This is a genomic window from Succinivibrio sp. (assembly GCF_045124615.1).
In the GTDB taxonomy this organism is placed as follows: Bacteria; Pseudomonadota; Gammaproteobacteria; order Enterobacterales; family Succinivibrionaceae; genus Succinivibrio; species Succinivibrio faecicola.
Map to the genome: position 1 here is coordinate 1 of NZ_JBGVMC010000018.1, position 24,470 is coordinate 24,470.

Genomic DNA, 24,470 nt, shown 5'->3' on the forward strand with positions numbered 1-24,470 from the left:
GCAATTGCACCATCCAGATTCTTGTGGATACCTGCTTTTTGCAGAATAGCTCTTGGCTGTGGTCGAACAGCTGAGAAGATAACATATGTCTTGTGTTCACGGCAGATCTTGATGATATCTTCAATTGAATTTTCACCAGAAGCATCTAGGTATGGCATGAATCTCATTCTTAGAATAAGGATTCTTGGCATTTTCTCCAGAGACTTTAACTTATCACAGAATTCTGATGCGAAACCATAGAATAGAGGTCCATTAATCTGAAGAACAATAACATCTTCTGGAATCTCAATATCATCATCAGCAGGATCATCACCATCCTGAGCTTCATACTCTGATCTGTGATGCTGGCGTCTTACTTCAACAGAACGAGCCATGTGACGCATAAACAGTAGAGATGCGAAGGTTACACCAACACCAATTGCAACTGTCAGATCAACCATTACAGTCAGTAAGAATGTAAGGATAAGAATTGTTCTGTCTGATGGACTTATCTTTGCAATCTGAATGAAGTGCTTTAAATCTGACATACCCCATGAAACCATGAAGAGTACGGCAGCTAGAGCAGCCATAGGAATGAATGCAAGAATGTCCATTGCAGTATATAGGAATACTAATAGGAAGATTGCATGGAAAATACCTGCAACAGGAGTTCTGCCACCAGCCTTAATGTTGGTTGCAGTACGTGCTATAGCACCAGTTGCAGGGATACCACCGAAAATACCTGATGCAATATTAGCAACACCCTGACCTACTAGTTCCTGATTTAAAGAATGCTTGTGACCAATCAGACCGTCTGCAACAACGGCTGATAATAAAGCTTCAATACCAGCTAAAAAAGCAATTGTAAATGCAGAAGGAACAAGATCTCTTATCTGATCTAAAGAAAATTCTGGCCAAACAGGAGATGGAAGACCTGTTGGTAAGCTTGGGAATCTGCTACCGATTGTTTCAACAGGCATACTAAATACATATGCAAGAACTGAAATTAGAAGAATTGAAACAAGGTATGATGGGATCTTTGGAGAAATCTTCTTGCAGATAATAATAGTTGCAAGACCTAAAACACCGAGCAGTAAGGCAGCATATGTTGTTTTATCAATGTTAGTAAGATAAACATACCATTTGTTCAAAAAGTCAGCAGGTACATTATCAACTGTTAAGCCAAGGAAATCCTTCACCTGAGATGATGCGATGATTACAGCAATACCTGTTGTAAAACCTGTGATAACCGGATAAGGAATATATTTAATCAGTTTACCTAACTTTGCATAACCTGCAACAACAAGGATAATACCAGCCATAATTGATGACAGGATTAATCCGTTAAAGCCATGCTGTGCGATTACATTGAAAATCACAACAACGAATGCACCGGTAGGACCACCGATCTGAACTCTAGAACCACCTAAAAAAGAAATAAAGAAACCTGCAACAACAGCGGTTACAAGGCCTTTATCAGGTGATGCTCCTGAAGCTACAGCCATAGCCATAGCAAGTGGAAGTGCAACAATTGCTACTGTAAGACCTGCAATTACATCTGCTCTGAAAAGATTAAAAGAATAACCTTCTTTCATGCAAGTGAAAAATGCCGGTACAAATGGATTTGAATTTTTCATAATAAAAAATATAAAACAAGCTTAGCAAAAGCTAAATTGTTGATTGATGTACATATATAAATGAATTAAGGCTAATGCAGGAAAGAAAAGCATCAGCTTTAAAAGTGTGAGCATTATACCAAAATCAAAAAGACAAAAATTCATAATCATGTAAAAAGTTTATTTTTTTTATCTATAGTGCAATTATCTGATCATTGTACGTTGAAATAGCTAAAAAGCCTGTTGTCAATGTTCAGCCTTTGTGTATAATAAAAAGGTCTTATCTTGGGGGTGATTCTGGTTTCGACCGGAAGTATGAATTCCTAGGAGCATGTCAAGTGGCGAAAGCTTGTAAAAAAGTCGCATAAAAATAGTCGCAAACGACGAAACCTACGCTTTAGCAGCTTAATAACCTGCTTGAAAGCCCTCAGTTCTAAGTCTTTCTAGTGACACTTAGTCGCACTGGGGTCGGTTCTTCACTAGATCGTGTGGAAGCTCCGTCTGTAGCTGAAGCATTAAACTCTCTTTACAGACTGGGTATTATGTAGCGTGGCTGTCCGCAGCTAGTACTAAGATCAAAGATTGCCTAAACATGTAGTGCCGAAGATGCAGTCTTTTGGGACGAGGGTTCAAGTCCCTCCACCTCCACCAAAGCCTTTAACACCTTGATGCAGCATGAAGAGATCTGTTTCAATTCTTTTCCTTGTGTTAATTTTCAAATAGCTGGTCAATTGTTACTACATGAACAAAATCACCAAAATAATTTGTTTTTCTTAATCCATACGTTGTTATCAGTGTATTGTGAATAGTTGCTCTTTTGGGTATTTGTTCTCGGAGAATTTTTTTTCGTCTTTCTAGAATTAAGTGGTAATCCTTATCAACTTCAAATTCTTCGTTGTAAAACTTTATCTCACACATGTGTACTACATTGTCTTTTCTTACAATTATTAAATCAATTTGTGTTCCACGTGTGTTTTCATCTCCTCTTTTTGACCAGAGCGCTTCTGTTGTAGATACTCCTCCGATCTGCAGAGCCATTTTTATCTGGTGGATGTGATTCCAACAAACATTTTCAAAAGCATAGCCTTTCCAGGAAAGTACTCGACTGGAGTCTTCTATGTTTATCCAGTCAATATTTCTGTTATCGCTGCTCTTGTCTAAAAACGTTAAATAGAAATAAGAGAACGGGTCAACTAGTTTGTATATTTCATCTCTTTTATTGTCACCAAATGATTTATATTTGATAATAAAATCTCCGGCAATTAAAGCGTTAAGCTGCCTTGATACTTCTCCGCTGTCGGTTACTCCTGTTATTTCAGACAATTCTTTTCTTGTTATGCCTTTATTTTTTGATGCTATTGCTTTTATGATTTGTTTAATAGGTTCTGCGTTTTTAAATAGTGAAGCAAACATTCGATTAAATTCATCTTTTAATGGAGCTTCATCTGCAAAGAAGATTTCATTGATGTTTTGAGCTAAACTTAATCTCTTATTGAAATACCTTAAATAATAAGGAATACCACCAACCATCATGTATGCTTGGATTACATCATAACGAGACATACAGATCTCCTTTGATGTTAGAAATTGCTCGCATTCTCTAAGAGTGAATGGTTTAAGTTTTATTTCGAATGTGACTCTTCCATAAAGACCACCGTGATTGTTTATGATATTGGTGAGAATCCAGGAACTGGAACTTCCACAAACAATTACCATAAGGTTCTTTCTGTGGCATGCCCACCCGTTCCAAAAAGCCTCGAAACCTGTCATAAATTTTGCTTTCGGAGTGTCTAGCCATTGCATTTCGTCTAAGAAAACAACAATTCTTTCATTGTCCTTATATTTTTCCACGAGAAGATCTTCAAGCATATAAAATGCCTCCAGCCATGACTCAGGCGTTTTTTTCCCTTTATAGCCTTGCATAGTTAGTGATCTAAAAAAATGTGTTAGCTGATCTTTCATTAAATGTGCTTTTACATTCTCCTTTTCACTATCAATTGGAGATAATCCTGCATGACGAAAATTTAACCTGTCTCTAAATACTTCATCAATCAGGTATGTTTTGCCAACACGACGTCTACCATATAAAGCAATAAGTTCAGCATCTTCGCTATGATATAGCTCATTTAATTTTTTGATTTCTTTTTCTCTACCGATTAGCATTGCTTATCCTTTATTTATAATTTTCGGTGAAATGGAATTTTTGTCTTCTCTTCGAAAATTATAATTAAAAGAATTCTTTTTTTCCATTTGTATCTAATTATAATTTTCGATAAAAATACTTTTTTATAACTTCATCGAAAATTATAGATGTATGATATGCCGTTTTATGTGACTAAAAAATCTTTTAAGACGAGATGATAACAGTATGTTGTTAATGCAATATTGAGGGATATTATTGAGAAAAATAGTAAATTAAAGTTTTCGATAAGATATGTGATTTACTATTTCATCGAAAAATATAATTAGTAATCTGCTCGGAATTTTGTTTTATAGCAATATGTCCTGCTTAGAGTTGGTTTATTCTGTATTTTTTTTGTAGTTTTTAGTTTTTTTATATTTAATTGATTTATAAATAAATTTTACAGTAATTTATCCCTCCACCTCTACCAAATCCTTTAACCACAAGATTCTGCTTGAAGATCGCTTTTCAGTTTTGATACTTCTTGTTATTTTTCGAAAAGCAGTCAATTTTTAAGACATGAACAAAAAAAGACGGATCAACTTCGCATGATATTGACGGATCACTTTCGTGATTTTTAACATTAAATTATAAAAAGACAAAGAAATAGGATTACACTGATAATGGAAAAAAGATAGTTTTATATTGAACTGAATTAATAAAAAAAACTCTGAACAAATCATAAGAAAAGTTCAGAGTTTTGAAAATACAGATAAAATATTATCTTCTAGACAAGCTTTTTACATTACGCAATTCCTGTCCTGTATAAATCTGACGAGGACGGCCAATTCTAGAATCCTTGATAGTGTGCATCTCATTCCAGTGAGTTATCCAGCCTATAGTTCTTGCAAGAGCAAAGATTACAGTAAACATAGATGTTGGAATACCAATAGCATTCAGAATGATACCTGAGTAGAAATCAACGTTTGGATATAGATTTCTTTCAATAAAGTACTCATCAGACAGAGCAATCTTCTCAAGTTCAGTTGCAACCTTAAGAAGAGGATTATTGTCGATGTGCAGAGCATCAAGAACTTCGTGGCATGTTTCTCTCATAACAACAGCACGAGGATCAAATGTCTTATATACACGGTGACCAAAACCAAACAGTCTGAATGGATCATTCTTGTCCTTAGCTCTTGCTACATATTCAGGAATTCTGTCAACAGAGCCGATTTCCTCTAACATTCTTAAGCAAGCTTCATTAGCACCACCGTGAGCAGGACCCCATAAAGATGCTACACCAGCTGCTATACATGCATATGGGTTTGCGCCTGAAGAACCTGCAAGACGTACTGATGAAGTTGAAGCATTCTGCTCATGGTCTGCATGAAGAGTAAAGATTCTATCAAGAGCCTTTTCAACGATAGGATTAACTTTGTATTCCTCGCATGGTGTTGAGAACATCATGTGCAGGAAGTTTCCTGTATAGCTCAAATCGTTTCTTGGATAAACGAAAGGCTGACCGATCGAATACTTATATGACATTGCTGCAAGAGTTGGCATCTTGGCTACAAGTCGAATTGCTGTTAATTCACGATGTTCTGCATCATAAATATCAAGTCCGTCATGGTAGAAAGCAGAAAGAGCGCCTGCAATACCACAAAGCACAGCCATAGGATGAGAATCTCTTCTGAAAGCCTGGAATAAAGATTCCATCTGAGTATGAACTAATGTATGGTGCTTAATACGGTCAACAAATTTCTCATACTGCTCTTTGTTTGGAAGTTCACCTTTGAACAGCAGGTAACACACCTGCAGATAATCAGCTTTAGTTGCTAGCTGATCGATTGGATAACCACGATAAAGTAATATACCTTTCTTTCCATCGATAAAGGTGATTCTAGACATACATGATGCTGTTGATACAAAGCCTGGGTCATAAGTGAAGTAACCTTGCTTACCAAGCTCTCGAATATCAATAACTTCAGGACCTAATGTTCCCTTTAATATAGGGAGCTGAATTGGATCCTTTCCAGGAATCATCAATGTTGCATACTTATCTAATGTAGGTAGAGTATCTTCAATTGCCATTATGATTGCCTTCCTTTTATAGCTTTATATTCTTTTACACTCTTTCATTTTATATACAATAAAAAAAAATACTAGATCAGCTTAAATTTGAAATTATTGCACAATAATTGATCATAATTTGGTAACAAGCTATAGAAAACTATTATCTTGTTATGTAATTTAAAAACAAATAGAATATATAAACTGTTTTTTTTGAGAAAACACTGTATTTATTAAATTTGAAGAATATTATGGAAAAGAGAATTCTGTTAACCGAGTGTACTGATGATGTCGGTCTAATTGCAAAAATCACAAATGTATGCTCACTGTTCCACCTAAATGTCACTCGTCAGGATCAGTTTGCCTCTCCTGAAGACCACAAATTCTTTATGAGAACCGTAATTGAAGGTGATTTTTCTAACGACAAAACCGTTAAGACATTCATTGATACAGTTATCAGCCTTCTTCCACAAGGTGCTAATGTAAGATTAGCCGATGAGCACAGACGCCGTTTATGTGTTCTTGTAACTAAAGAATCACACTGTTTAGGTGAGCTTTTAATGAAAACTTATTCAGGCGCACTTAATGCAGATATTGTATGTGTAGCTGGTAATCATCCTGATTTAGGCGCTCTAGCAGAAAAATTCAATGTTCCTTTTAAACTTGTTTCTTGTGAAGGTATCACAAAGGAAGAGCAGGAAAAGAGAATGATTGAGGTTATTGACTCAACAAACTGTGATTATGTAATTCTTGCAAAGTATATGAGAATTCTGTCACCTGAGTTTGTAGGTCACTACCCACTTGGAAAGATTATCAATATTCATCATTCCTTCCTTCCTGCTTTCATTGGTGCAAAGCCATATCATCAGGCATATAACCGTGGTGTTAAGTTAATAGGTGCAACAGCTCATTTTGTTACAAACAATCTTGATGAAGGACCAATCATTGAGCAGGATGTGATTAAGGTAAATCATCGTTATGACCCAGAGACACTTGCAAAGGCTGGTCATGATGTTGAGCAGATGGTTTTAATCAGAGCTATTTCCAAGGTTCTTGATGATAAAGTTTTCATCCATGGAAATAAGACTGTAGTATTTTAGTTTTATTTCTTTACAAAAAAAGGCGCAATATTTGCGCCTTTTTGCCCTTAATTAAGGTGCCAGTCTTTTTGGTGGTAACCAAAGACCATCTTCTTTTTCATAAATGAATCTGTCATGAAGTCTGTTTTCTCTTCCCTGCCAGAATTCAACTTTAGTGAATTTGACCTTATATCCACCCCAGAATGAAGGCAGAGGAATCTCACCGTTTTTAAATTTTTCTTTAATTTCTAAAAACTTACTCTCAAGAATTCCTCTTGCAGAAATAAGATGAGACTGATGAGATGCCCAAGCACCGATCTGAGATCCTCTTGGTCTTGAGTGGAAATATTTCAGATCTTCTATTGTGCTCTGTCGTTGAGCTTCACCAATAAACATCACCTGTCTTTCAAGCATATACCAAGGAAATAGCATACAGATCTTAGGATTATTCTTTAGATGCTGAGCTTTTCTTGATCCGAGATTTGTATAAAAAACAAGTTCATCTTTAGTGTAATTCTTCAAGAGAACCATTCTAGAATATGGAGTATTGTTTTCATCAACAGTACTTACAACAACACCATTAGGATCGTAAAGTTTTGAGTCAATAGCCTGTTTAAGCCATTTTTCAAAAAGATCCATAGGATGTTCAGGCATCTCTTTTTCATCTAACCCGCCAGCTTGATAGCTTCTTCTTAAATCTGCTACGTCAATCATTATTATTTGCCTTTTTCTTAAATCTCACTGCAATTATCGTATCTGATTGACCATAATATACAAATTTTGTTACACAATGATCAAAAAATGAAATAAATTTGCGTTTTCGTGTTTTCCTCTCTAATAAAATGGTAAAATATTCAGATAGCATTTGCCCAAAAGGTTATAAGGCTGACATTGATAGGAAGATCATGTTAGAAATATAGATATTTATAGCTATAGCTGATAGGCAGGGGATTTTGTACTTGTATGATGAAAGCTTCATGCATTATGCAATCTGCTTAAGTCTTCTTTGATCTTTCATTATGTTAAGTCTTCATTTATCAACAGGAACTGACAGATGTAACTCCTTTTTAACGGTCTTTCTCCTGTATTATAGCCATAAAAAAAATAATTCTATTGAGAATCTTTAATCTGATTCATTTTAAATAGTGTTCTTATGAGCACAGAGAAGATAGAGTTAATTCTGATTTGAACAGAATGTTTGGGAAAAATTTCATATTGTAATTCACAAATTAGGTACAAGTAATGAGTAATTATCCAAAGACAGCATTAGTTATCAATTGTGGTAGCTCTTCAGTCAAGTTCGCAGTTTTAGATCCTACAGACGGTCACGTTTTCTTAAACGGTATCGGTGAGGCATTAGGTTTAGAGGATGCACGCATTTCCTGGAAACACAGCGGTGGCGAGAAGACTGAAACTCCTCTTGGTGCAGGCGCAGGTCATGATAAGGCATTAGCATTCCTTGTAAACAATATTCTTGCAGACGATAAGGCTCTGTTAGACTCAATTGTTGCATGTGGTCATAGAATCGTTCAGGGCGGTGATATCTATTCACAGCCAACTTTAATTGATGATGAAGTAGAGGAGAACATCAAGAAGGTTATTCCTTTTGCTCCTCTTCACAACCCAGCTCATCTGTTAGGTATTGATGCAGCAAGAGAGAATTTCCCTAATATTCCTCATGTAGCAGTTTTTGATACAGCTTTCCATCAGACAATGCCTCCAAAGGCATACCGTTATGCTATTCCTGAGGAATTCTACACTGATTTACATTTACGTAAATATGGTGCTCACGGAACTTCACATATGTTTATTGCTCAAGAAGCAGCAAAGATGCTTGGTAAGCCTCTTGAGGAAACCTGTCTGATTACCTGTCACATGGGTAACGGTGCTTCAGTTTCAGCTGTAAAGAACGGTAAGTGCGTTGATACTTCTATGGGTTTAACTCCATTAGATGGTCTTATCATGGGTACCCGCTGCGGTAGCATCGATCCTTCTGTTGTATTCTTCTTATGCGAGAGACTACACAAGACTCCACAGGAAGTTGAAAAGATCTTCAATAAAGAGTCTGGTATGATGGCTGTTTCTGGTGTTTCATCAGATTTCCGTCCAATTGTTGCTGGTATTCAGGAAGGCAATGAGCGTTGTACTTTAGCTTTACAGATGTATGCATATCGCTTAGCTAAGTTCATTGCTTCATACTATGTTCCACTTGGACATGTTGATGCAATCGTATTCTCTGGTGGTGTAGGTGAGAATGGTCCTACCACACGTAAGTATGTATGTTCAGAGCTTGAAGAAGCATTTGGTATCAAGATTGATAACGATGCAAACTATAAGGCTCGTGTATACATGGGTGTTGATCATCAGGTTATTTCAAAGCCTGACTCTTCAGTAAAATTATTTGTTATTGCAACAAATGAAGAGTTAATGATTGCACGTTCTGCAATGCAGTTTGTTAAGTAATCTTCAGAAAAACTGTATTTAAAGAAGACCTTGCATGTGATAATGCAAGGTTTTTTTGTTATTATATGCTCAAGTTCAATTAATTAAGGATTATATGAGTAAGAAAAAAGACATTATCATTCTCGATAAAATGGATGAAAAAGTATCAACCAATTTTGTTAGAGGATATAAAACTTTCTGGCCTTTTCTAAAACCATACTTCTTTTGGGCTGTTCTTGGCGTAATTTTAACAATTCCTGTTGGTGCTTTAGACGCTGTTGTAGCATCTTTCCTTAAACCATTCATGGATAATGTGATGGTTGCACAGGATGCAGAGTTTTCAACGCTCGTTCCTGTTTTTATTATAGGTTTTACCGTGATACAGGGTATATGTATCTATGCTTCAAACATAGTAAATGCCTATGTTGGAAGTAAGGTTTCTATGGATCTTAAAAACGCTTTGTTCAAAAGATTACTTCGTTTTGAATCAAGATTCTTTGATAAGAATACCTCAGGCTCTGTAATTATGCGTTTTGCTGGAGATGCTGATACAGCAACAACAGGACTTATTGCAAACCTAAAGCTGTTTTTACAGAAATTTTTCTCTTCATTAGCTCTGGTGGTTGTTTTACTTTACAACTCATGGGAGCTTTCTTTTATTGCTGTTGGTGTTCTTCTTCTTATTGTCTACCCAATGAAGATAGTAAGAAAAAGAATCAAGCAGATTACTTTAAGAACTCTGTCCTCTGGCGCAAAGCTCAATACCTACTACTATGAAACATATTCTGGTATTAAGACAATCAAGTCTTTCAATCTTCAAGATCAGATGGCTACTTCATATAAGGATAATTACAAATCACTGTTTGTTCTTGGTATGAAGATTGTTCGTGACACTAATTGGCTAGCACCTTTCATGCATTTAGTTACAGCCTTTGGTGTAGCAGGAGTTTTATATTTTGGTCTTCATTTAATTGAGACAAAGGATATTACAGCAGGAACTTTTGTTGCGTTCCTTGCAGCGCTAATCATGCTATATACTCCTATAAAGAGTATTGGTAATAACTATATTGCAGTTCAAAATTCGCTTTTAGCTTTAGATCGTATTTCTCAGCTGCTACATGCAGAATCTTTTGAATCTGCAAGTGAGGATGGAAAGGACGAATTAACTGAGATTAAAAAAGACATTACATTTGATAATGTTACATTCAGTTATGACGGCGAGAAGACTATTTTAGATAGTATCAGTCTTAAAGTCCCTGTCGGAACAAAAGTTGCTCTCGTTGGTAACTCTGGCGGTGGTAAATCAACTGTATGCTCATTAATTCCTCGTCTTTACGATATAGATAAAGGCTCTATTAAAGTCGATGGCAAGGATATTAGAGAGTATTCTCTATCATCACTAAGAGACAAAATCTCAATGGTATTCCAGGATAATTTCCTTTTTGCAGGTACCATTAGAGACAATCTTCTTTATGGTAAGAAAGATGCAACACAAGAGCAGATTGATTTTGCTATAAAGAGTGCATATCTTGATGATTTTATTGATAAATTACCTGACGGTTTAGATACTGTTATAGGAGAGAGAGGCCTTCTATTATCTGGTGGACAAAGACAGAGACTTGCTATTGCAAGAGCTATTTTAAAGAATGCACCTCTTGTTATTCTTGATGAAGCAACATCAGCTTTGGATAACAAGTCTGAAAAGGTGGTTCAGCGTGCTTTAGACAAGCTCATGGAAGGCAGAACAACTATTGTTATTGCTCATAGACTTTCTACAGTAATGGATGCTGATATGATCTACGTAATTAACGATGGACATATTGTTGAGCAAGGCTCACATCAGCAGTTAGTAGAGTTAGGTGGCGCTTATAGTGTACTTTACAAGTCACAGTTCTCAAAAACTCACAACACCTCTGAAAGTGAGAAAATAGAGCAAAAATAGAAACAATAAAAACTAAATAAAAAAAATGGGCACTACAAAGTAGAGCCCATTTTTTTCTATCGATTCAAAGTTATTTCTGATCTGCTTTTGCAATCTGCTCTTCAACTTCCACTAGATATTCGTGAATATCAATTTGAGAGCGGATCTGCTTATCGCCTTCTTTTGCCTGAACGTATACGTTCTTCTGGTCTGCATCGATTATTCTTGCCTTGCGATTATCATTCTGCTGAAGTTTTAGAATATCTTTGATACGTTTGATAAGGTCTGGATCTACTATTCTTGTACCAACCTCAATTCTAAGATCAAGGTTTCTCTTCATCCAGTCAGCTGAGCTGATGAACAGCTCCTCGTTTCCTCCATTGTTGAAGAGCATTACACGAGGGTGTTCAAGGAATCTGTCCACAATAGATGTAATATAAATGTTGTCAGACAGATCTTTTATACCAGGCTTTAAAGCACACATTCCACGTACAATACCACGAATCTTTACGCCTGCTTTAGATGCTTCGTATAGTTTATTTATGATTTCAATATCAACAAGAGCATTAACCTTGAAGTTGATTGAAGCCTTTTTACCCTGCTTTGCAAAATCAATTTCTCTGTCTATCATGAAATTAATTCTGTCTCTGGCATTTAGTGGAGATACTAATAGGTTTTCAAATTTTGGTCTTGTGTAAGGATATTCAATAAATGAGAAGACGTCATCTACTTCTTTTGTAATCTTTGCATTTGCAGTAAATAGAGCAAAGTCTGTATAAATCTTTGCTGTTTTCTCATTGAAATTACCTGTACCAATGTGAGCATATCTAACAATGCCACTTTCTTCATGTCTAGTAACTAGACATAGTTTTGAGTGGATCTTCAGTGTTGGAAGACCAAATAGAACTTTAACACCTGCATTTGTAAGTCTTGAAGCCCACTTAACGTTGTTAGCCTCATCAAATCTTGCTTTAAGCTCAACTACCACAGTAACACTTTTGCCGTTATTAGCAGCATGAATAAGTGAGTTGATTACTCGTGAATTGCTTGCAACACGATAAATATTGATCTTGATGGATGAAACCTTAGGATCGTATGAAGCATGTCTTAAAAACTCTGTAAAGTAGTCAAAAGAGTAGTATGGATAGTAAAGGAGAATGTCCTTTTTCCCGATAGCCTCAAAAGGAGTCATTGCACTGTCAAACTGATATGATTTGATCTCACTTAGAGGTCTGTTCTCCATGTCATCACTTCCAAAGCTTGGGAATGACAAGAAATCCTTAAAATTGTGGTATCTGTTTCCTGGCATCATAGAATCAATAGAACTCATCTTGAGTTCCTTTGCCATGAAATTAACCATATTTTCAGGCATTTGAGCATCATAGGAGAAGCGAACAGGCATTGCATTTAATCGCTGCTTTAGTGACTCAGACATATTATCAAGAACAGATCTGTCAATATCTCCAACAAGATCGTATTCAGCGTCACGGTTCATCTTAATAGAATAAGCTTCAATTTTTTCGTAGGTGAACAGACCTTTGAAGATTGAGTCTATTCCAACTCTAATAATGTCATCAAGGAACATAAAAGTAACATTATTATCCTCTGATGGCATTCTGATAAAGCGAGGGATCTTATCAGTTGGGATCTCAATTAGGGCATGGTAAACAGCATCACCATTGGTCATATCAACTAGCAAATATGTAAATTCATCTTTTAAAAATGATACAAGATCAGTATCTTCACCAATGATTACAGGATTGATATGCTTTAGAACATGTCTTCTAAAATAAGAATGCACCCATTCAGTCTGAGCTTTTGTAATTGAATCAGGATCACGAAGGAAAATATTGTGATCAGCAAGTTCCACAAGAAGCTGTTTGTAAATTCTGTTTAATGTTCTCTGATATTTGTTAGCTTCGTTCTGAACCTGTCTTAACAGATTAACTGTATCTTCATTTCCTTGAGCCTTATTGATGATTACCTGTCTTTTAAGTTCAGCAACTCTAACTTTAAAGAACTCATCTAAATTGCTTGAGTAAATACCAAGAAATCTGACTCTTTCAATAAGTGGAACTGAGGGATCTGCAGCCTCCTGAAGAACACGCGCATTAAAAGATAGCCAGGAAAGTTCTTTTTGCATGATTGAATCACAAACAGGAAGCATATAAACCTCGAATTATTATTAAAAATTAAGGTACCGATACTGATTATAGTATATAAACTACGTAAACTTCAGATTAAAAAAATGTTAAAAATGTGTAATGAATTTTAACAAATCAATTTACTCATCTTCTTTTGCAAAAAGATTAAACACAGAATGTTCCTGTAGATTGTCTCTTAAAGCAGGAATCGCGTTTACATATCCAAGGTGAGCTGAGTGAGCAAGATAATCAGATCCAATTTCAATTGTTGAATTATCTCTTATGTAAACTCGTCCAAGGATATAATTACCTTGAGCTTCACCTACAAGGTTTATTGCTCTTCTTGCCCAGTAATTTGAGTTTTTCAGATCATTTTCTTTATAAAAGAATAATGAAATTCTAGAACAGATGTAGGCTCTAGAAATAAGAAAATCTGAATAATGCTTGCTTTGTGTTGATATTGCTTTTTGCATGCATTTTTCAAATTCTTTGTTTAAGGTTTCTGTTTGATATAGGTAAGAGCCGTCTGAATTTCCTAAAAAAGAGTATGTCTGCTTTGCAAATCTAGCATCTTTTTCATTAAGAGTTGAATAGTAGAGACTTACGATTTCGTCGTAATTGTCAGCTTTCCCAAGACAGCAGTTAAAGCATAGTTCTTTGAAAATATCCTGCAAAGTAGGTTCGCTAACAATAATCTGTTTGTTTTCGATTATCTTCTCTGCAGTTTCATCTTCAAGTGTGCAGCCACTGAATAGAAAGGCTGAAATAATAATGAGCAGTACAGACAGCTGCTTTTTAATCATAATTATTCTTTTGGTAGCTCTATATCTTCAGTTGTATTGTTTAAAGCGTTATTAACCTGATTAAATGAATCTGGTTTCTTGTAATCACCACCCATGTCGACTAATGTTGTGCCATTGAAAACAAGAACAAGACGCTTTACATCAGGTGATGACCAGCCTTTTCTGTAAAAATTGATGTAGTACCATCTGCTCTTATCATATGGATCAATTAGCATTGGGCTTCCAAGTACGTATCTTACCTGCTCAGAACTCATTCCAACTGACAACTGATTTACCAGATCCTGCTCAACGTAGTTACCCTGCACAAGATCAGCTCTGTAAGCGCAAGAAGATGTTAATAATGAAACAGAAGTGAAAACAGAAATTGCTAGTAATAATTTTTTAATCTGCATTTTTATAAAACCTTAAATTTGTTTGCATTTAATGCTTTGTTTATCTTACCAAATAAGTAAAAAATAATATACAAGTAAAGCATATAAAGTGATTTACAACCATATATTTTTTAAATCAAAAAAAAGAATTTAATTATCTTGTTTTAATGTAAAAGAACCGTGATTATTTACAAAAACGACAAGAATTTTATTTTTTTTATATTTGCTCTTGAATTATCAATTACAGTCCCCATCTTATCTGTAGCGTTAATTTTAATTTTTAAAGAGTTCAAAATGCAGACTGAAGAAACCCAATTTCAACAGAAATTTGAAGAAACATGTGATGCAAAGGAAAACATTAATACTGCAGCAAACGATGCAGACAATGCTTTTCTTGATGAGAATGTTGATGCACAAAATGAACAGGATACCTGTCAGTGCGAGTCATGTGAGTTAGAATCATCAGTTGATGTTAAGGCTCTTATGACTGAGAACGAGCAGCTAAAGGCTCAGGTTGAAGCTTTAGCAAACAAGCATAAAGATGATACCGATCTTCTAAAACGTGCTCTTGCAGAAAGCGAAAATCAGAAAAAGCGTATTGAAGCTGATGTAGAGCGCGAAAAGAAGTATGGTAATGAGAAGATTTTAAAGGCTCTTTTACCTGTAGTAGATTCATTAGAACTTGCTTTAAAGCATTCTAATCATGATGATCCAGCTGTAAAGCCAACTATTGAAGGTGTTCAAAATACTGTAACCCTGCTATTAAAAGAGCTTTCAAACTTTGGAGTTGAAGTTGCAGATCCAGAAGGTCAAGTGTTTGATCCTAACATTCATCAGGCAATCTCAATGGCACCAAGTGCACAGGTTGAGGCTAACCATGTGCTTTCTGTAATGCAAAAAGGTTACATTCTAAACGGAAGAGTTGTTCGTCCTGCAATGGTAATTGTTTCAAGCGGTGCTCCTGCAGCTCCAGCAGAGGATGACAAAAAAAATTCAATAAATATTGAAGCATAGACTTGAAATATAAAAAGGCTATCTCCATTTAGGGTAATAGAAAGAATTTAAATTAGGAAAAACCTAAAAAGAATTTAAGAGGAAATACAAAATGGGAAAGATTATTGGTATTGACTTAGGTACAACAAACTCATGCGTTGCTGTATTAGATGGCGACAAGGTTCGCGTACTTGAGAATTCAGAAGGTCGTCGTACAACCCCTTCAATCGTTGCTTATGCTAAAGATGGCGAAATCATCGTTGGTGATGCTGCAAAGCGTCAGGCTGTAACCAATCCTAAGAACACTTTATTTGCTATCAAGCGTTTAATCGGTCGTCGTTATGAGGATAGCGAGGTTCAGCGTGATATCGGTATTATGCCATTCAAGATCACTAAGGCTGACAACGGTGATGCATGGGTAGAGGTTGATGACAAGAAGTTAGCTCCACCACAGATTTCTGCTGAAGTTTTAAAGAAGATGAAGAAGACTGCAGAGGATATCTTAGGTGAGGAAGTTACAGAAGCAGTTATTACCTGTCCTGCATACTTCAACGATTCACAGCGTCAGGCTACTAAGGATGCAGGTCGTATTGCTGGTTTAAATGTAAAGCGTATCATCAACGAGCCTACTGCAGCTGCTATTGCTTACGGTGAGGATAAGGCTAAGGGTGAGCAGAAGATTGCTGTTTACGACTTAGGTGGTGGTACCTTCGATATTTCAATTATTGATATCGATGAGTTAGATGGCGAGAAGACTTTCGAAGTTTTAGCTACTAACGGTGATACACACTTAGGTGGTGAGGATTTTGATAACCGTATCGTTGATTTCTTAATCGATGAGTTCAAGGCTGAGCAGGGTGTTGATCTACGTGCTGATCCATTAGCTCTTCAGCGTTTAAAGGAAGCTGCTGAAAAGGCTAAGATTGAGCTTTCTTCATCACAGCAGACTGATGTAAACCTACCATACATCACAGCTGATGCAACAGGTCCTAAGCACATGAACATCAAGATCACTCGTTCAAAGCTTGAGTCTTTAGTTGAAGATCTTGTTTCAAGAACCTTAGATCCTGTTAAGACAGCTCTTTCAGACGCTGGTTTATCACCATCAGATGTTAACGATGTAATCTTAGTTGGTGGTCAGTCACGTATGCCAATGGTTCAGAAGTTAGTTGCTGACTTCTTCGGAAAAGAGCCACGTAAGGATGTTAACCCAGATGAGGCAGTAGCTATGGGTGCTGCTATTCAGGGTGGTGTTTTAACTGGTGACAAGAAGGACGTTCTGTTATTAGACGTAACTCCACTTTCATTAGGTATTGAGACCTTAGGTGGTGTTATGACTACTCTTATCGAGAAGAACACAACAATTCCTACTAAGAAGTCACAGGTATTCTCAACAGCTGAAGACAATCAGCCTGCTGTAACCATCCATGTACTTCAGGGTGAAAGAAAGAGAGCAGCTGATAACAAGTCATTAGGTCAGTTCAACCTAGAAGGTATCGAACCTGCACCACGTGGAATGGCTCAGATTGAGGTTACCTTTGATATCGATGCTGATGGTTTAATCCACGTATCAGCAAAGGATAAGAAGACCGGTAAAGAGCAGAAGATCACTATTCAGTCATCTTCAGGTCTGTCAGATGAAGACATCAAACGTATGGTTCGTGAGGCAGAAGAGCACTCAGCTGAAGATAAGAAGTTTGAGGAATTAGCTTCTGCACGTAACAGAGCTGACGCTACAGTTCACCAGATCAAGAAGCAGTTAACTGACCTTGGCGATAAGATCTCAGATGACGACAAGACTAAGATCAACAAGGCTATAGGTGAGCTTGAGATGGCTGCTCGTGGCGATGATAAGGACAAGATTGAGAATGCTGAAAAGGCTGTTCTAGAGGCTGCTTCTGCAATTATGCAGGCACAGCAGGCTCAGGCTCAGGCACAGCAGGCTCAGTCAGCAGGTGCAAACCAGTCATCAAACAGCAAGGACGACAATGTTGTTGATGCTGAGTTTGAAGAAGTAAACGACGATAAGAAATAATCAGTTTACTAACTGCAACAAGAAAGGTAGGTGGAGGGATCCTCCTGCCTTTTGCTAATTGTAAGAGGATAATATGACAGCTTCAAAACGTGATTACTATGAAGTGCTAGGTGTTGAGAAAGGTGCTGATGATGCAACAATCAAACGTGCCTTCAAAAAACTAGCCATTAAGTATCACCCAGACAGAAACAAAGCTGCTGATGCTGGTGAAAAGTTCCGTGAGATAAATGAGGCTTATCAGGTATTATCTGATCCTCAAAAGCGTGCTGCATATGATCAGTACGGTTTTGCTGGTGCTGATGGCTCACAGGCTGGTGGTTCAAATCCATTTGGCGGCGGTGATTTCTCTGATATATTCAACAGTGCATTCTCAGGTGCATTCTCTGATATCTTTGGTTTTGGTGGTGGCAGACGTTCTTCACGCAGAGCAGAGCCAACATCAGTTCCAGGCCGTGATATGAGAGTAAAGCTCACATTGAGTCTTGAAGAGGCTGTAAAAGGCTGTAAGAAGAAGATCAACTTAAAGACCTACGTTAAATGTAAGACCTGCGGCGGTTCCGGTCTTGGTAAGAATGGCAAGAAAGAAGTTTGTTCTCACTGTCAGGGATCAGGTCAGGTTCGCATGCAGCAGGGTATTATGATTGTTACTCAGACTTGTCCTTACTGTAATGGTACAGGTTACACCATCAAAGATGGCTGTAAGGACTGTTCTGGTACTGGTCGTGTTGCTGATACAAAGACACTTTCTGTTGATATTCCTGCAGGTGTTGATGCTGGCGACAGAATCAGACTTCAAGGCGAAGGTGAGGCTGGATTAAACGGTGCTCCAAGCGGAGATTTATATGTAGTTATTGACGTCAAGGATCATGATATCTTTGTTCGTGAAGGAAATGACTTACACTGTGAAATCCCAATCAGCTTTGCAACTGCTGCTCTTGGCGGTAAGGTTGAGGTTCCAACTCTTGAAGGTCCTGTAACCATTACTATTAAGCCAGAGACACAGACTGGCATGATAATGAGACTAGCAGGAAAAGGCGTTAAGTCATATAACTCATATGATAAGGGCAGTCTGTACTGTAAGCTTGTTGTAGAAACACCTGTTAACTTAAATGATCATCAAAAGGATCTTTTAAAGAAGCTTGAAGAATCATTGACAGGCGAATCTTCAAAAGAAACAAAGAGTGACAGCTCAAAGGTTTCATCTCACAGCCCTAAGAGCGATAGTTTCTTTAAGAAATTTAAACAATTTGTAAACGATCTTTCAAGTAAATAGATAAATGCGGACTAGGTCCGCATTCTAGACAATCAATCTTGAAAAGAAGTTTTTTTGATTGTATATTAAACTAATACTGCGCCTAACTCAGATTAGGCGTATTTTTTTATTACTTTTTCGAGGTTATAAGAATGGAACAGACTCCTATGACTCCACGTGGAGAGGAATTGCTTCGTAGCGAGCTTCAGCGCTTAAAGACAGTCGAAAGACCTCGCATCGTAGCGGCTATTGCCGAAGCTAGAAGCCACGGTGACTTAAGTGAAAACGCAGAGTACGATGCAGCTAAAGAAGAGCAGGGCCTGTGTGAAGCAAGAATTAAGGACATCGAAAGCAAAATTGCAAGTGCAAATGTTATTGATGTTACAAAGTTAAAGCATGGTAACGGTAAACTGAAGGTTATTTTCGGTTCAACTGTAACCTTACTTGATGTTGATACTGAAAAAGAGATTACCTATAAAATTGTAGGTGAAGATGAGGCAGATATTGACAATAATCTGATTTCTTACAAGACTCCTATTGCAAAGGGATTACTTGGCAAATGTGAGGAAGACGAAATCGAAATTAAGATCCCAAAGGGAACAATCTGCTACGAAGTAGTTAAGGTTGAATACATCTAATAAAAAAAAGACTTTCATTTTTGTGAAAGTCTTTTTTTCAGTTGAATCTTAAATTAACGAGGAAGAATGAATCTTGAATCGTCTTTTCTCTGACGGAAAAGAACAGCTACACGACCAACCACAGATACAAGCTCAGCATTAACTGCATTAGCGGCTTGTAAAGCCTGATCCTTTCTACCAAGACCAGCATTAGTACGGATCTTGATTAACTCATGATGCTCAATTGAGCTTTCAATTTCTTTGATTACATTCTCTGACAGGCCATCATTACCAAGTAATACAACTGGCTTTAATGAGTGAGCCTGAGCCTTTAAGAACTGGCGCTGATGTGAATTTAGTGACATATTGACCTTCAGATAAAAAAAATGTGTTTTTTACAGACATATGCAACAAATGTGCATAGCTATTTGGTCTTGTAATTGTATAATAATATGTGGATTTTTCAAACAAATTAATATAGTTTAGGAATTAGTTTATGCCCGTAAAAAAGAGAACAGCAAGTCAGACAAGATGGCTTCAGGAACATTTTTCTGATCCATATGTTAAACAGGCACACAAGCTTGGTCTGCGCTCACGAGCATCATTTAAACTTGAAGAACTGCAAAAAAGAGATCATCTGATAAGACATGGAAATATAGTCGTTGATCTTGGTGCAGCACCAGGTGGCTGGTCTGAATTTGCAGTTAAATGTATTGGTGAGACAGGTAGAGTTATTGCCTGTGATATTCTCCCTATTAGACCTATAAGAAATGTACAATTTCTTCAGGGCGATTTTACCGATGATGAAGTTTTTAAAAAACTTTATTCAATGATTGGCGTTGGAGCACATGTAGTTTTATCTGATATGGCTCCAAATATGTCAGGAAATCTTGCTATAGATCAGCCAAGATCAATGCTATTGTCCGAGCTTGCTCTTGATATGGCAAGACGCGTATTAAGAATTGGTGGAACTTTTGTAGTAAAAGTGTTCCAGGGAGAAGGCAGTCAGGAATTTTTAAAGGAACTTCACCAGGATTTTACAACTGTGAAGGTACGAAAGCCTGATGCATCAAGAGATCGTTCACGAGAAGTTTATATGGTTGCAACTGGATTTAAGGGACATGCTTTAAATGGTGTTGCTCCAACAGATGAAGATTTCAATGAGATTTTAGACGAGGAAGCTTAGGTTTCTTCATAACAGAGCGAGAAAGTATGACAAAAAATCTTATTTTATGGCTTGTTATTGCAGTAATTTTGATGACACTGTTTGAGTCGTTTACCTCATCAGAGTCAACAGGAAGAATGCAGGATTATACAAGTTTTGTCCGCGAGGTTCAGTCCGATCACATTCAAGAAGTAGTCTTTGATGGCAAGGTCATCAATGGTATGAAGAAGTCAGGTGAAAAATTCATAACTGTCATGCCAATGAATGATCCTTCTCTTATCGATTCTCTTTTAACTCATAATGTGAGAGCTTCAGGAACTAAGCCAGAAGAGCCAAGCACTCTTCTTTCAATTTTTGTTTCATGGTTCCCAATGCTTCTTTTGATTGCAGTCTGGATATTCTATATGCGCCAGATGCAGGGTGGGTCAAAAGGAAATCCTCTTTCTTTTGGAAAATCAAAAGCCAAGCTTCTATCAGAGAATCAGATTAAGACAACTTTTGCTGATGTAGCAGGTTGTGATGAAGCAAAAGAGGATGTTGTTGAACTTGTAGATTTCTTAAAGGATCCTACAAAATATTCAAAACTTGGCGGAAGAATTCCTCGTGGTGTTTTAATGGTAGGTCCTCCAGGAACCGGTAAGACCCTGCTTGCAAGAGCTATTGCAGGAGAGGCAAAAGTTCCTTTCTTCTCAATTTCAGGTTCTGATTTCGTTGAGATGTTTGTTGGTGTAGGTGCATCTCGTGTAAGAGATATGTTTGCAACAGCAAAAAAGAACGCTCCATGTATCATCTTTATCGATGAGATCGATGCTGTAGGTAGAAAGCGTGGCGTTGGTATGGGGGGCGGTCACGATGAGCGTGAACAGACCTTAAACCAGTTACTTGTTGAAATGGACGGTTTTGAAGGCTTTGAGGCAGTAATCATAATTGCTGCAACAAACAGACCTGATGTTCTTGATCCTGCATTATTAAGACCTGGTCGTTTTGACCGTCAGGTTGTAGTAGGTCTTCCTGATGTAAGAGGAAGAGAGCAGATATTAAATGTTCATGTAAAGAAGGTTCCTTTAGCTCCTGATGTTGATACTGCAACAATTGCAAGAGGTACTCCTGGTTTTTCTGGAGCTGAACTTGCAAATCTTGTAAATGAGGCAGCCTTAGGTGCAGCCCGCCATAACAAGAAAGTTGTGGGTATGCAAGAATTTGAAGAAGCAAAGGATAAGCTTTTAATGGGTGCTGAGCGCAGATCAATGGCGATGAATGAACATGAGAAGATTAATACAGCTTATCATGAGGCCGGTCATGCCATTGTAGGTAAACTTGTGCCAGAGCACGATCCTGTTTATAAGGTTTCAATTATTCCTCGTGGAAGAGCATTAGGTGTAACTATGTATCTTCCAGAACAGGACAAGGTATCACAGAGCAGACGTGGTCTATTGTCAAATATATCAACTCTGTTTGCAGGACGAATTGCAGAAGAGCTGATGTTTGGTGAGGATTCTGTAACCACTGGTGCATCAAATGATATTGAAAGAGCAACTCTTATTGCAAGAAACATGGTAACCAAGTGGGGCTTTTCAAAGCGTTTAGCTCCTATGCAGTATGAAAAAGACAGTGAACAGTCAATGTATCTTGGTGGTTCAGGCACAACAACTGTTGCAATGTCCGACAAGACAGCGCTGGTTATTGATGAAGAAGTAACAGAGATCATTAATTCATGTTATAAGAAAGCAAAAGAGCTTTTAGAGGCTAATAAAGATATTCTTGAGAACATGAAAGATGCTCTTCTCAAATATGAAACTATTGATGCAGATCAGATTGATGATCTAATGAACAGAAGAGAGGTTAGAGCTCCAAGCTTAAAGTCTGAAAAATCATCTGATGAATCATCTTCAAATGGTGACAACACTGACAATTCTGAAAAATCTTCAGAAAATTCAGATAAAGATAAGAGTGAGCAGGAAAATAATGATTCCTCTTTGACAGATAGCACATCAAAAAAGGATGATTTAAACTAGAATATCCTTATAACGATAGCAGACTAAGGGGAAACAATGAAACTTAGATTACCAAAAGGCCATGCAATTGATCTGTCATATACAAAGGTGATGGGTACTATTGCACTGACTGAAGATGATACAAGAAGTATCGAAGATCTGGTTATGCTTGCAAAATCCTTTGTTCAGTCTGGAGCAGAGTTTTTAGAGGTAGGTGCAAAAGTTGGCTGTAAGGGTCTTGATGAGACAAGAGTAAGTTCTGTTTTAGGTGCTGTTTTAAATGCCGTAAAAGTTCCTGTTGCAGTCAATTCAAATTCAAAAGAGATCATAGAGCAGGCTATAAATGCCGGAGTTGCTATGATCATCACTAACGATGGTTTAGCTTCAGAAGGAGTTATGGATCTTGTAAAAGATTCTGATGTTCTTATATGTTTGCATTATGAACCAAAAAACAAGATTAGCGATGATGAGGATATTGTTGCTAAAGTCAGTGAATACTTCTTTGAACGCATAGATGCGTGTCTTGAAGCAGGAATTGACAGAAAGCGACTAGTCATTGATCCATCCGTTGTCAATGCATCTGTAAGTGCAAGACTCAAGCTTATAGGCAGACTAGAATCATTCAAGAGTTTTGCTTTGCCTATGCTTGTTGCAATTCCAAGACAGTTACCAAAAGAAGATCATTTCATGAATGAAAATCGTGTTCTGTCTTTGACAACAGCTATTTTCTGTGCAGCAGCTAAATCTGTTCAGATAATAAGAACCTCTGAGGTTGCTGAGGTCGCTATTGCAATCGGCTTCTGGCAGCTTATGTCAAGCAAGACAAAACCATATGGTATTTCAAAGGCTATCGTAAGACGTTTAAGAACTCTTAGAGACACTTTAAGAGATTTAAAGAACCATCACAAAGATAAATAAGAAGAATAACTATGCAAAGAAAATATTTTGGTACCGACGGTGTACGTGGTCGTGTAGGTCAGTTTCCTATTACTCCAGATTTTGCTGTTAAATTAGGTCTTGCAGCTGGCAAGGTTCTTGGTAATAAGAATGGCGGTAAGGTAATTATAGGTAAAGATACACGTCTGTCAGGTTATATGCTTGAAGCTGCTCTTGAGTCAGGTTTTTCTGCAGGTGGTATGTCTCCTGTTATGCTAGGCCCAATGCCAACTCCTGCAATCGCTTATCTGACAAGAGCATTCAGAGCAGATCTTGGTGTTGTTATTTCTGCTTCACACAATCCTTTCTTTGATAATGGCATTAAGTTCTTCTCATCTGAGGGCACAAAGCTTCCTGATGAAGTTGAATTGGAAATTGAAAAATATCTTGATGCTCCAAGCATTGAACTTGCAAATGCACAAGATTTTGGTAGAGCTTTCAGACAGGATGATGCACCTGGCCGTTATATTGAGTTTTGTAAGTCAACATTCAATCCATCAATGAGTCTTGATGGCATGAAGATTGTTCTTGACTGTGCTAACGGTGCAACCTATCACATTGCTCCACAGGTTTTCAGAGAGTTAGGTGCTGAGGTTATTACTATCGGTGATAAGCCAAACGGAATCAACATCAACGATGGTGTCGGTTCAACACATCCTGAGGCTCTTGTTGCTAAGGTACTTGCAACAAAGGCAGATCTTGGTATTGCCTTTGATGGTGATGGTGACAGAGTTTTAATGTGTGACAGCAAAGGTACTCTTCGTGATGGCGATAATCTTTTATATGTTATTGCAAAGGATACTAACAAGCGTGGTCGTTTAAACGGTGGTGTTGTAGGTACACTTATGACCAACCTTGGTTTAGAGCTTGCTCTTGCTCGTGAGAATATTCCTTTCTCAAGAGCAAAGGTAGGTGACAGATATGTTCT

General features: G+C 37.3%; 19 protein-coding genes and 1 other RNA gene. 12 read left to right on the forward strand and 8 right to left on the reverse strand.

Going from position 1 to position 24,470, the window contains the following annotated elements:
• Positions 1 to 1,574 (reverse strand): SulP family inorganic anion transporter (locus ACJML3_RS00355; protein WP_406019635.1); only part of this gene is annotated, 1,574 nt, incomplete at its 3' end.
• 308 nt (positions 1,575 to 1,882) lie between these two features.
• Between ACJML3_RS00355 and ssrA the strand changes: the two genes are divergently transcribed.
• Positions 1,883 to 2,246: a transfer-messenger RNA gene (gene ssrA / locus ACJML3_RS00360) on the forward strand.
• 57 nt (positions 2,247 to 2,303) lie between these two features.
• Here ssrA and ACJML3_RS00365 read toward each other — a convergent pair.
• Positions 2,304 to 3,758 (reverse strand): ATP-binding protein, encoded by a 1,455-nt coding sequence (locus ACJML3_RS00365; protein WP_219936834.1) that lies wholly within the window; start codon positions 3,756 to 3,758, stop codon positions 2,304 to 2,306.
• Positions 3,759 to 4,497: 739 nt separating this feature from the next.
• The gene (gene gltA, locus ACJML3_RS00370; RefSeq protein WP_219936836.1) at positions 4,498 to 5,811 is read right to left on the reverse strand and encodes a citrate synthase; all 1,314 of its coding nucleotides are present in this window, start codon (positions 5,809 to 5,811) and stop codon (positions 4,498 to 4,500) included.
• 230 nt (positions 5,812 to 6,041) lie between these two features.
• Here gltA and purU point away from each other — a divergent pair, with 230 nt between their 5' ends.
• A complete protein-coding gene (purU, locus tag ACJML3_RS00375; protein ID WP_219936838.1) occupies positions 6,042 to 6,890 on the forward strand; it encodes a formyltetrahydrofolate deformylase in 849 nt (282 codons plus the stop codon).
• A gap of 51 nt (positions 6,891 to 6,941) precedes the next feature.
• Here purU and pdxH read toward each other — a convergent pair whose 3' ends face one another.
• Positions 6,942 to 7,583: a pyridoxamine 5'-phosphate oxidase gene (pdxH, locus tag ACJML3_RS00380; RefSeq protein ID WP_331852957.1), complete on the reverse strand. Its 642-nt coding sequence runs from the start codon at positions 7,581 to 7,583 to the stop codon at positions 6,942 to 6,944.
• Positions 7,584 to 8,111: 528 nt separating this feature from the next.
• Between pdxH and ACJML3_RS00385 the strand changes: the two genes are divergently transcribed.
• Positions 8,112 to 9,332, forward strand: coding sequence for an acetate kinase (locus ACJML3_RS00385; protein WP_219936842.1), 1,221 nt, complete (start codon positions 8,112 to 8,114; stop codon positions 9,330 to 9,332).
• Between the two features lie 94 nt (positions 9,333 to 9,426).
• Positions 9,427 to 11,253 (forward strand): ABC transporter ATP-binding protein, encoded by a 1,827-nt coding sequence (locus ACJML3_RS00390; protein ID WP_406019636.1) that lies wholly within the window; start codon positions 9,427 to 9,429, stop codon positions 11,251 to 11,253.
• 70 nt (positions 11,254 to 11,323) lie between these two features.
• Here ACJML3_RS00390 and ppk1 read toward each other — a convergent pair whose 3' ends face one another.
• From ppk1 to ACJML3_RS00405, 3 genes are all read right to left on the reverse strand, one after another.
• The gene (gene ppk1 / locus ACJML3_RS00395; protein WP_406019637.1) at positions 11,324 to 13,399 is read right to left on the reverse strand and encodes a polyphosphate kinase 1; all 2,076 of its coding nucleotides are present in this window, start codon (positions 13,397 to 13,399) and stop codon (positions 11,324 to 11,326) included.
• 117 nt (positions 13,400 to 13,516) lie between these two features.
• Positions 13,517 to 14,179 carry a hypothetical protein gene (locus ACJML3_RS00400; protein WP_406019638.1) on the reverse strand — a complete coding sequence of 221 codons (663 nt, stop codon included), beginning with the start codon at positions 14,177 to 14,179 and terminating at the stop codon, positions 13,517 to 13,519.
• Between the two features lie 2 nt (positions 14,180 to 14,181).
• Entirely contained in the window at positions 14,182 to 14,571 is a 390-nt protein-coding gene (locus tag ACJML3_RS00405; protein WP_406019639.1) for an outer membrane protein assembly factor BamE, read from the reverse strand.
• A gap of 273 nt (positions 14,572 to 14,844) precedes the next feature.
• Between ACJML3_RS00405 and grpE the strand changes: the two genes are divergently transcribed.
• The 4 genes from grpE (at position 14,845) to greA (ending at position 19,468) form a co-directional block, all read left to right on the forward strand.
• On the forward strand, positions 14,845 to 15,564 hold the full coding sequence (gene grpE, locus ACJML3_RS00410; RefSeq protein ID WP_406019640.1) for a nucleotide exchange factor GrpE: 720 nt from the start codon (positions 14,845 to 14,847) through the stop codon (positions 15,562 to 15,564).
• A gap of 91 nt (positions 15,565 to 15,655) precedes the next feature.
• On the forward strand, positions 15,656 to 17,578 hold the full coding sequence (dnaK, locus tag ACJML3_RS00415; RefSeq protein WP_406019641.1) for a molecular chaperone DnaK: 1,923 nt from the start codon (positions 15,656 to 15,658) through the stop codon (positions 17,576 to 17,578).
• Between the two features lie 73 nt (positions 17,579 to 17,651).
• Positions 17,652 to 18,851 (forward strand): molecular chaperone DnaJ, encoded by a 1,200-nt coding sequence (gene dnaJ, locus ACJML3_RS00420; RefSeq protein ID WP_406019642.1) that lies wholly within the window; start codon positions 17,652 to 17,654, stop codon positions 18,849 to 18,851.
• 131 nt (positions 18,852 to 18,982) lie between these two features.
• A complete protein-coding gene (greA, locus tag ACJML3_RS00425) occupies positions 18,983 to 19,468 on the forward strand; it encodes a transcription elongation factor GreA (protein ID WP_219936861.1) in 486 nt (161 codons plus the stop codon).
• Positions 19,469 to 19,521: 53 nt separating this feature from the next.
• On the opposite strand, the gene yhbY is transcribed toward greA, so the two are convergent.
• Positions 19,522 to 19,812: a ribosome assembly RNA-binding protein YhbY gene (yhbY, locus tag ACJML3_RS00430; RefSeq protein WP_406019643.1), complete on the reverse strand. Its 291-nt coding sequence runs from the start codon at positions 19,810 to 19,812 to the stop codon at positions 19,522 to 19,524.
• A gap of 131 nt (positions 19,813 to 19,943) precedes the next feature.
• On the opposite strand from yhbY, the gene rlmE reads away from it, so the two are divergent.
• The 4 genes from rlmE to glmM form a co-directional block, all read left to right on the forward strand.
• Positions 19,944 to 20,633, forward strand: a complete 690-nt coding sequence (rlmE, locus tag ACJML3_RS00435) for a 23S rRNA (uridine(2552)-2'-O)-methyltransferase RlmE (protein WP_219936865.1) — start codon at positions 19,944 to 19,946, stop codon at positions 20,631 to 20,633.
• Positions 20,634 to 20,659: 26 nt separating this feature from the next.
• A complete protein-coding gene (ftsH, locus tag ACJML3_RS00440; RefSeq protein ID WP_406019645.1) occupies positions 20,660 to 22,627 on the forward strand; it encodes an ATP-dependent zinc metalloprotease FtsH in 1,968 nt (655 codons plus the stop codon).
• A gap of 36 nt (positions 22,628 to 22,663) precedes the next feature.
• Positions 22,664 to 23,524, forward strand: a complete 861-nt coding sequence (locus tag ACJML3_RS00445; RefSeq protein WP_406019647.1) for a dihydropteroate synthase — start codon at positions 22,664 to 22,666, stop codon at positions 23,522 to 23,524.
• An 11-nt stretch (positions 23,525 to 23,535) separates the two neighbouring features.
• On the forward strand, positions 23,536 to 24,470 hold a 935-nt coding region (glmM, locus tag ACJML3_RS00450; protein ID WP_406019649.1), incomplete at its 3' end, for a phosphoglucosamine mutase.

What these genes read in the sequence shown, in the direction of transcription:
- ppk1 (WP_406019637.1), bottom strand. Translation starts at nt 13,399, where the DNA reads ATGCTTCCTGTTTGTGATTCAATCATGCAAAAAGAACTTTCCTGGCTA.
- yhbY (WP_406019643.1), bottom strand. Translation starts at nt 19,812, where the DNA reads ATGTCACTAAATTCACATCAGCGCCAGTTCTTAAAGGCTCAGGCTCAC.
- ACJML3_RS00390 (WP_406019636.1), top strand. Translation starts at nt 9,427, where the DNA reads ATGAGTAAGAAAAAAGACATTATCATTCTCGATAAAATGGATGAAAAA.
- gltA (WP_219936836.1), bottom strand. Translation starts at nt 5,811, where the DNA reads ATGGCAATTGAAGATACTCTACCTACATTAGATAAGTATGCAACATTG.
- dnaJ (WP_406019642.1), top strand. Translation starts at nt 17,652, where the DNA reads ATGACAGCTTCAAAACGTGATTACTATGAAGTGCTAGGTGTTGAGAAA.
- purU (WP_219936838.1), top strand. Translation starts at nt 6,042, where the DNA reads ATGGAAAAGAGAATTCTGTTAACCGAGTGTACTGATGATGTCGGTCTA.
- ACJML3_RS00400 (WP_406019638.1), bottom strand. Translation starts at nt 14,179, where the DNA reads ATGATTAAAAAGCAGCTGTCTGTACTGCTCATTATTATTTCAGCCTTT.
- grpE (WP_406019640.1), top strand. Translation starts at nt 14,845, where the DNA reads ATGCAGACTGAAGAAACCCAATTTCAACAGAAATTTGAAGAAACATGT.
- ACJML3_RS00365 (WP_219936834.1), bottom strand. Translation starts at nt 3,758, where the DNA reads ATGCTAATCGGTAGAGAAAAAGAAATCAAAAAATTAAATGAGCTATAT.
- rlmE (WP_219936865.1), top strand. Translation starts at nt 19,944, where the DNA reads ATGCCCGTAAAAAAGAGAACAGCAAGTCAGACAAGATGGCTTCAGGAA.
- ftsH (WP_406019645.1), top strand. Translation starts at nt 20,660, where the DNA reads ATGACAAAAAATCTTATTTTATGGCTTGTTATTGCAGTAATTTTGATG.
- ACJML3_RS00405 (WP_406019639.1), bottom strand. Translation starts at nt 14,571, where the DNA reads ATGCAGATTAAAAAATTATTACTAGCAATTTCTGTTTTCACTTCTGTT.
- ACJML3_RS00445 (WP_406019647.1), top strand. Translation starts at nt 22,664, where the DNA reads ATGAAACTTAGATTACCAAAAGGCCATGCAATTGATCTGTCATATACA.
- greA (WP_219936861.1), top strand. Translation starts at nt 18,983, where the DNA reads ATGGAACAGACTCCTATGACTCCACGTGGAGAGGAATTGCTTCGTAGC.
- ACJML3_RS00385 (WP_219936842.1), top strand. Translation starts at nt 8,112, where the DNA reads ATGAGTAATTATCCAAAGACAGCATTAGTTATCAATTGTGGTAGCTCT.
- pdxH (WP_331852957.1), bottom strand. Translation starts at nt 7,583, where the DNA reads ATGATTGACGTAGCAGATTTAAGAAGAAGCTATCAAGCTGGCGGGTTA.
- dnaK (WP_406019641.1), top strand. Translation starts at nt 15,656, where the DNA reads ATGGGAAAGATTATTGGTATTGACTTAGGTACAACAAACTCATGCGTT.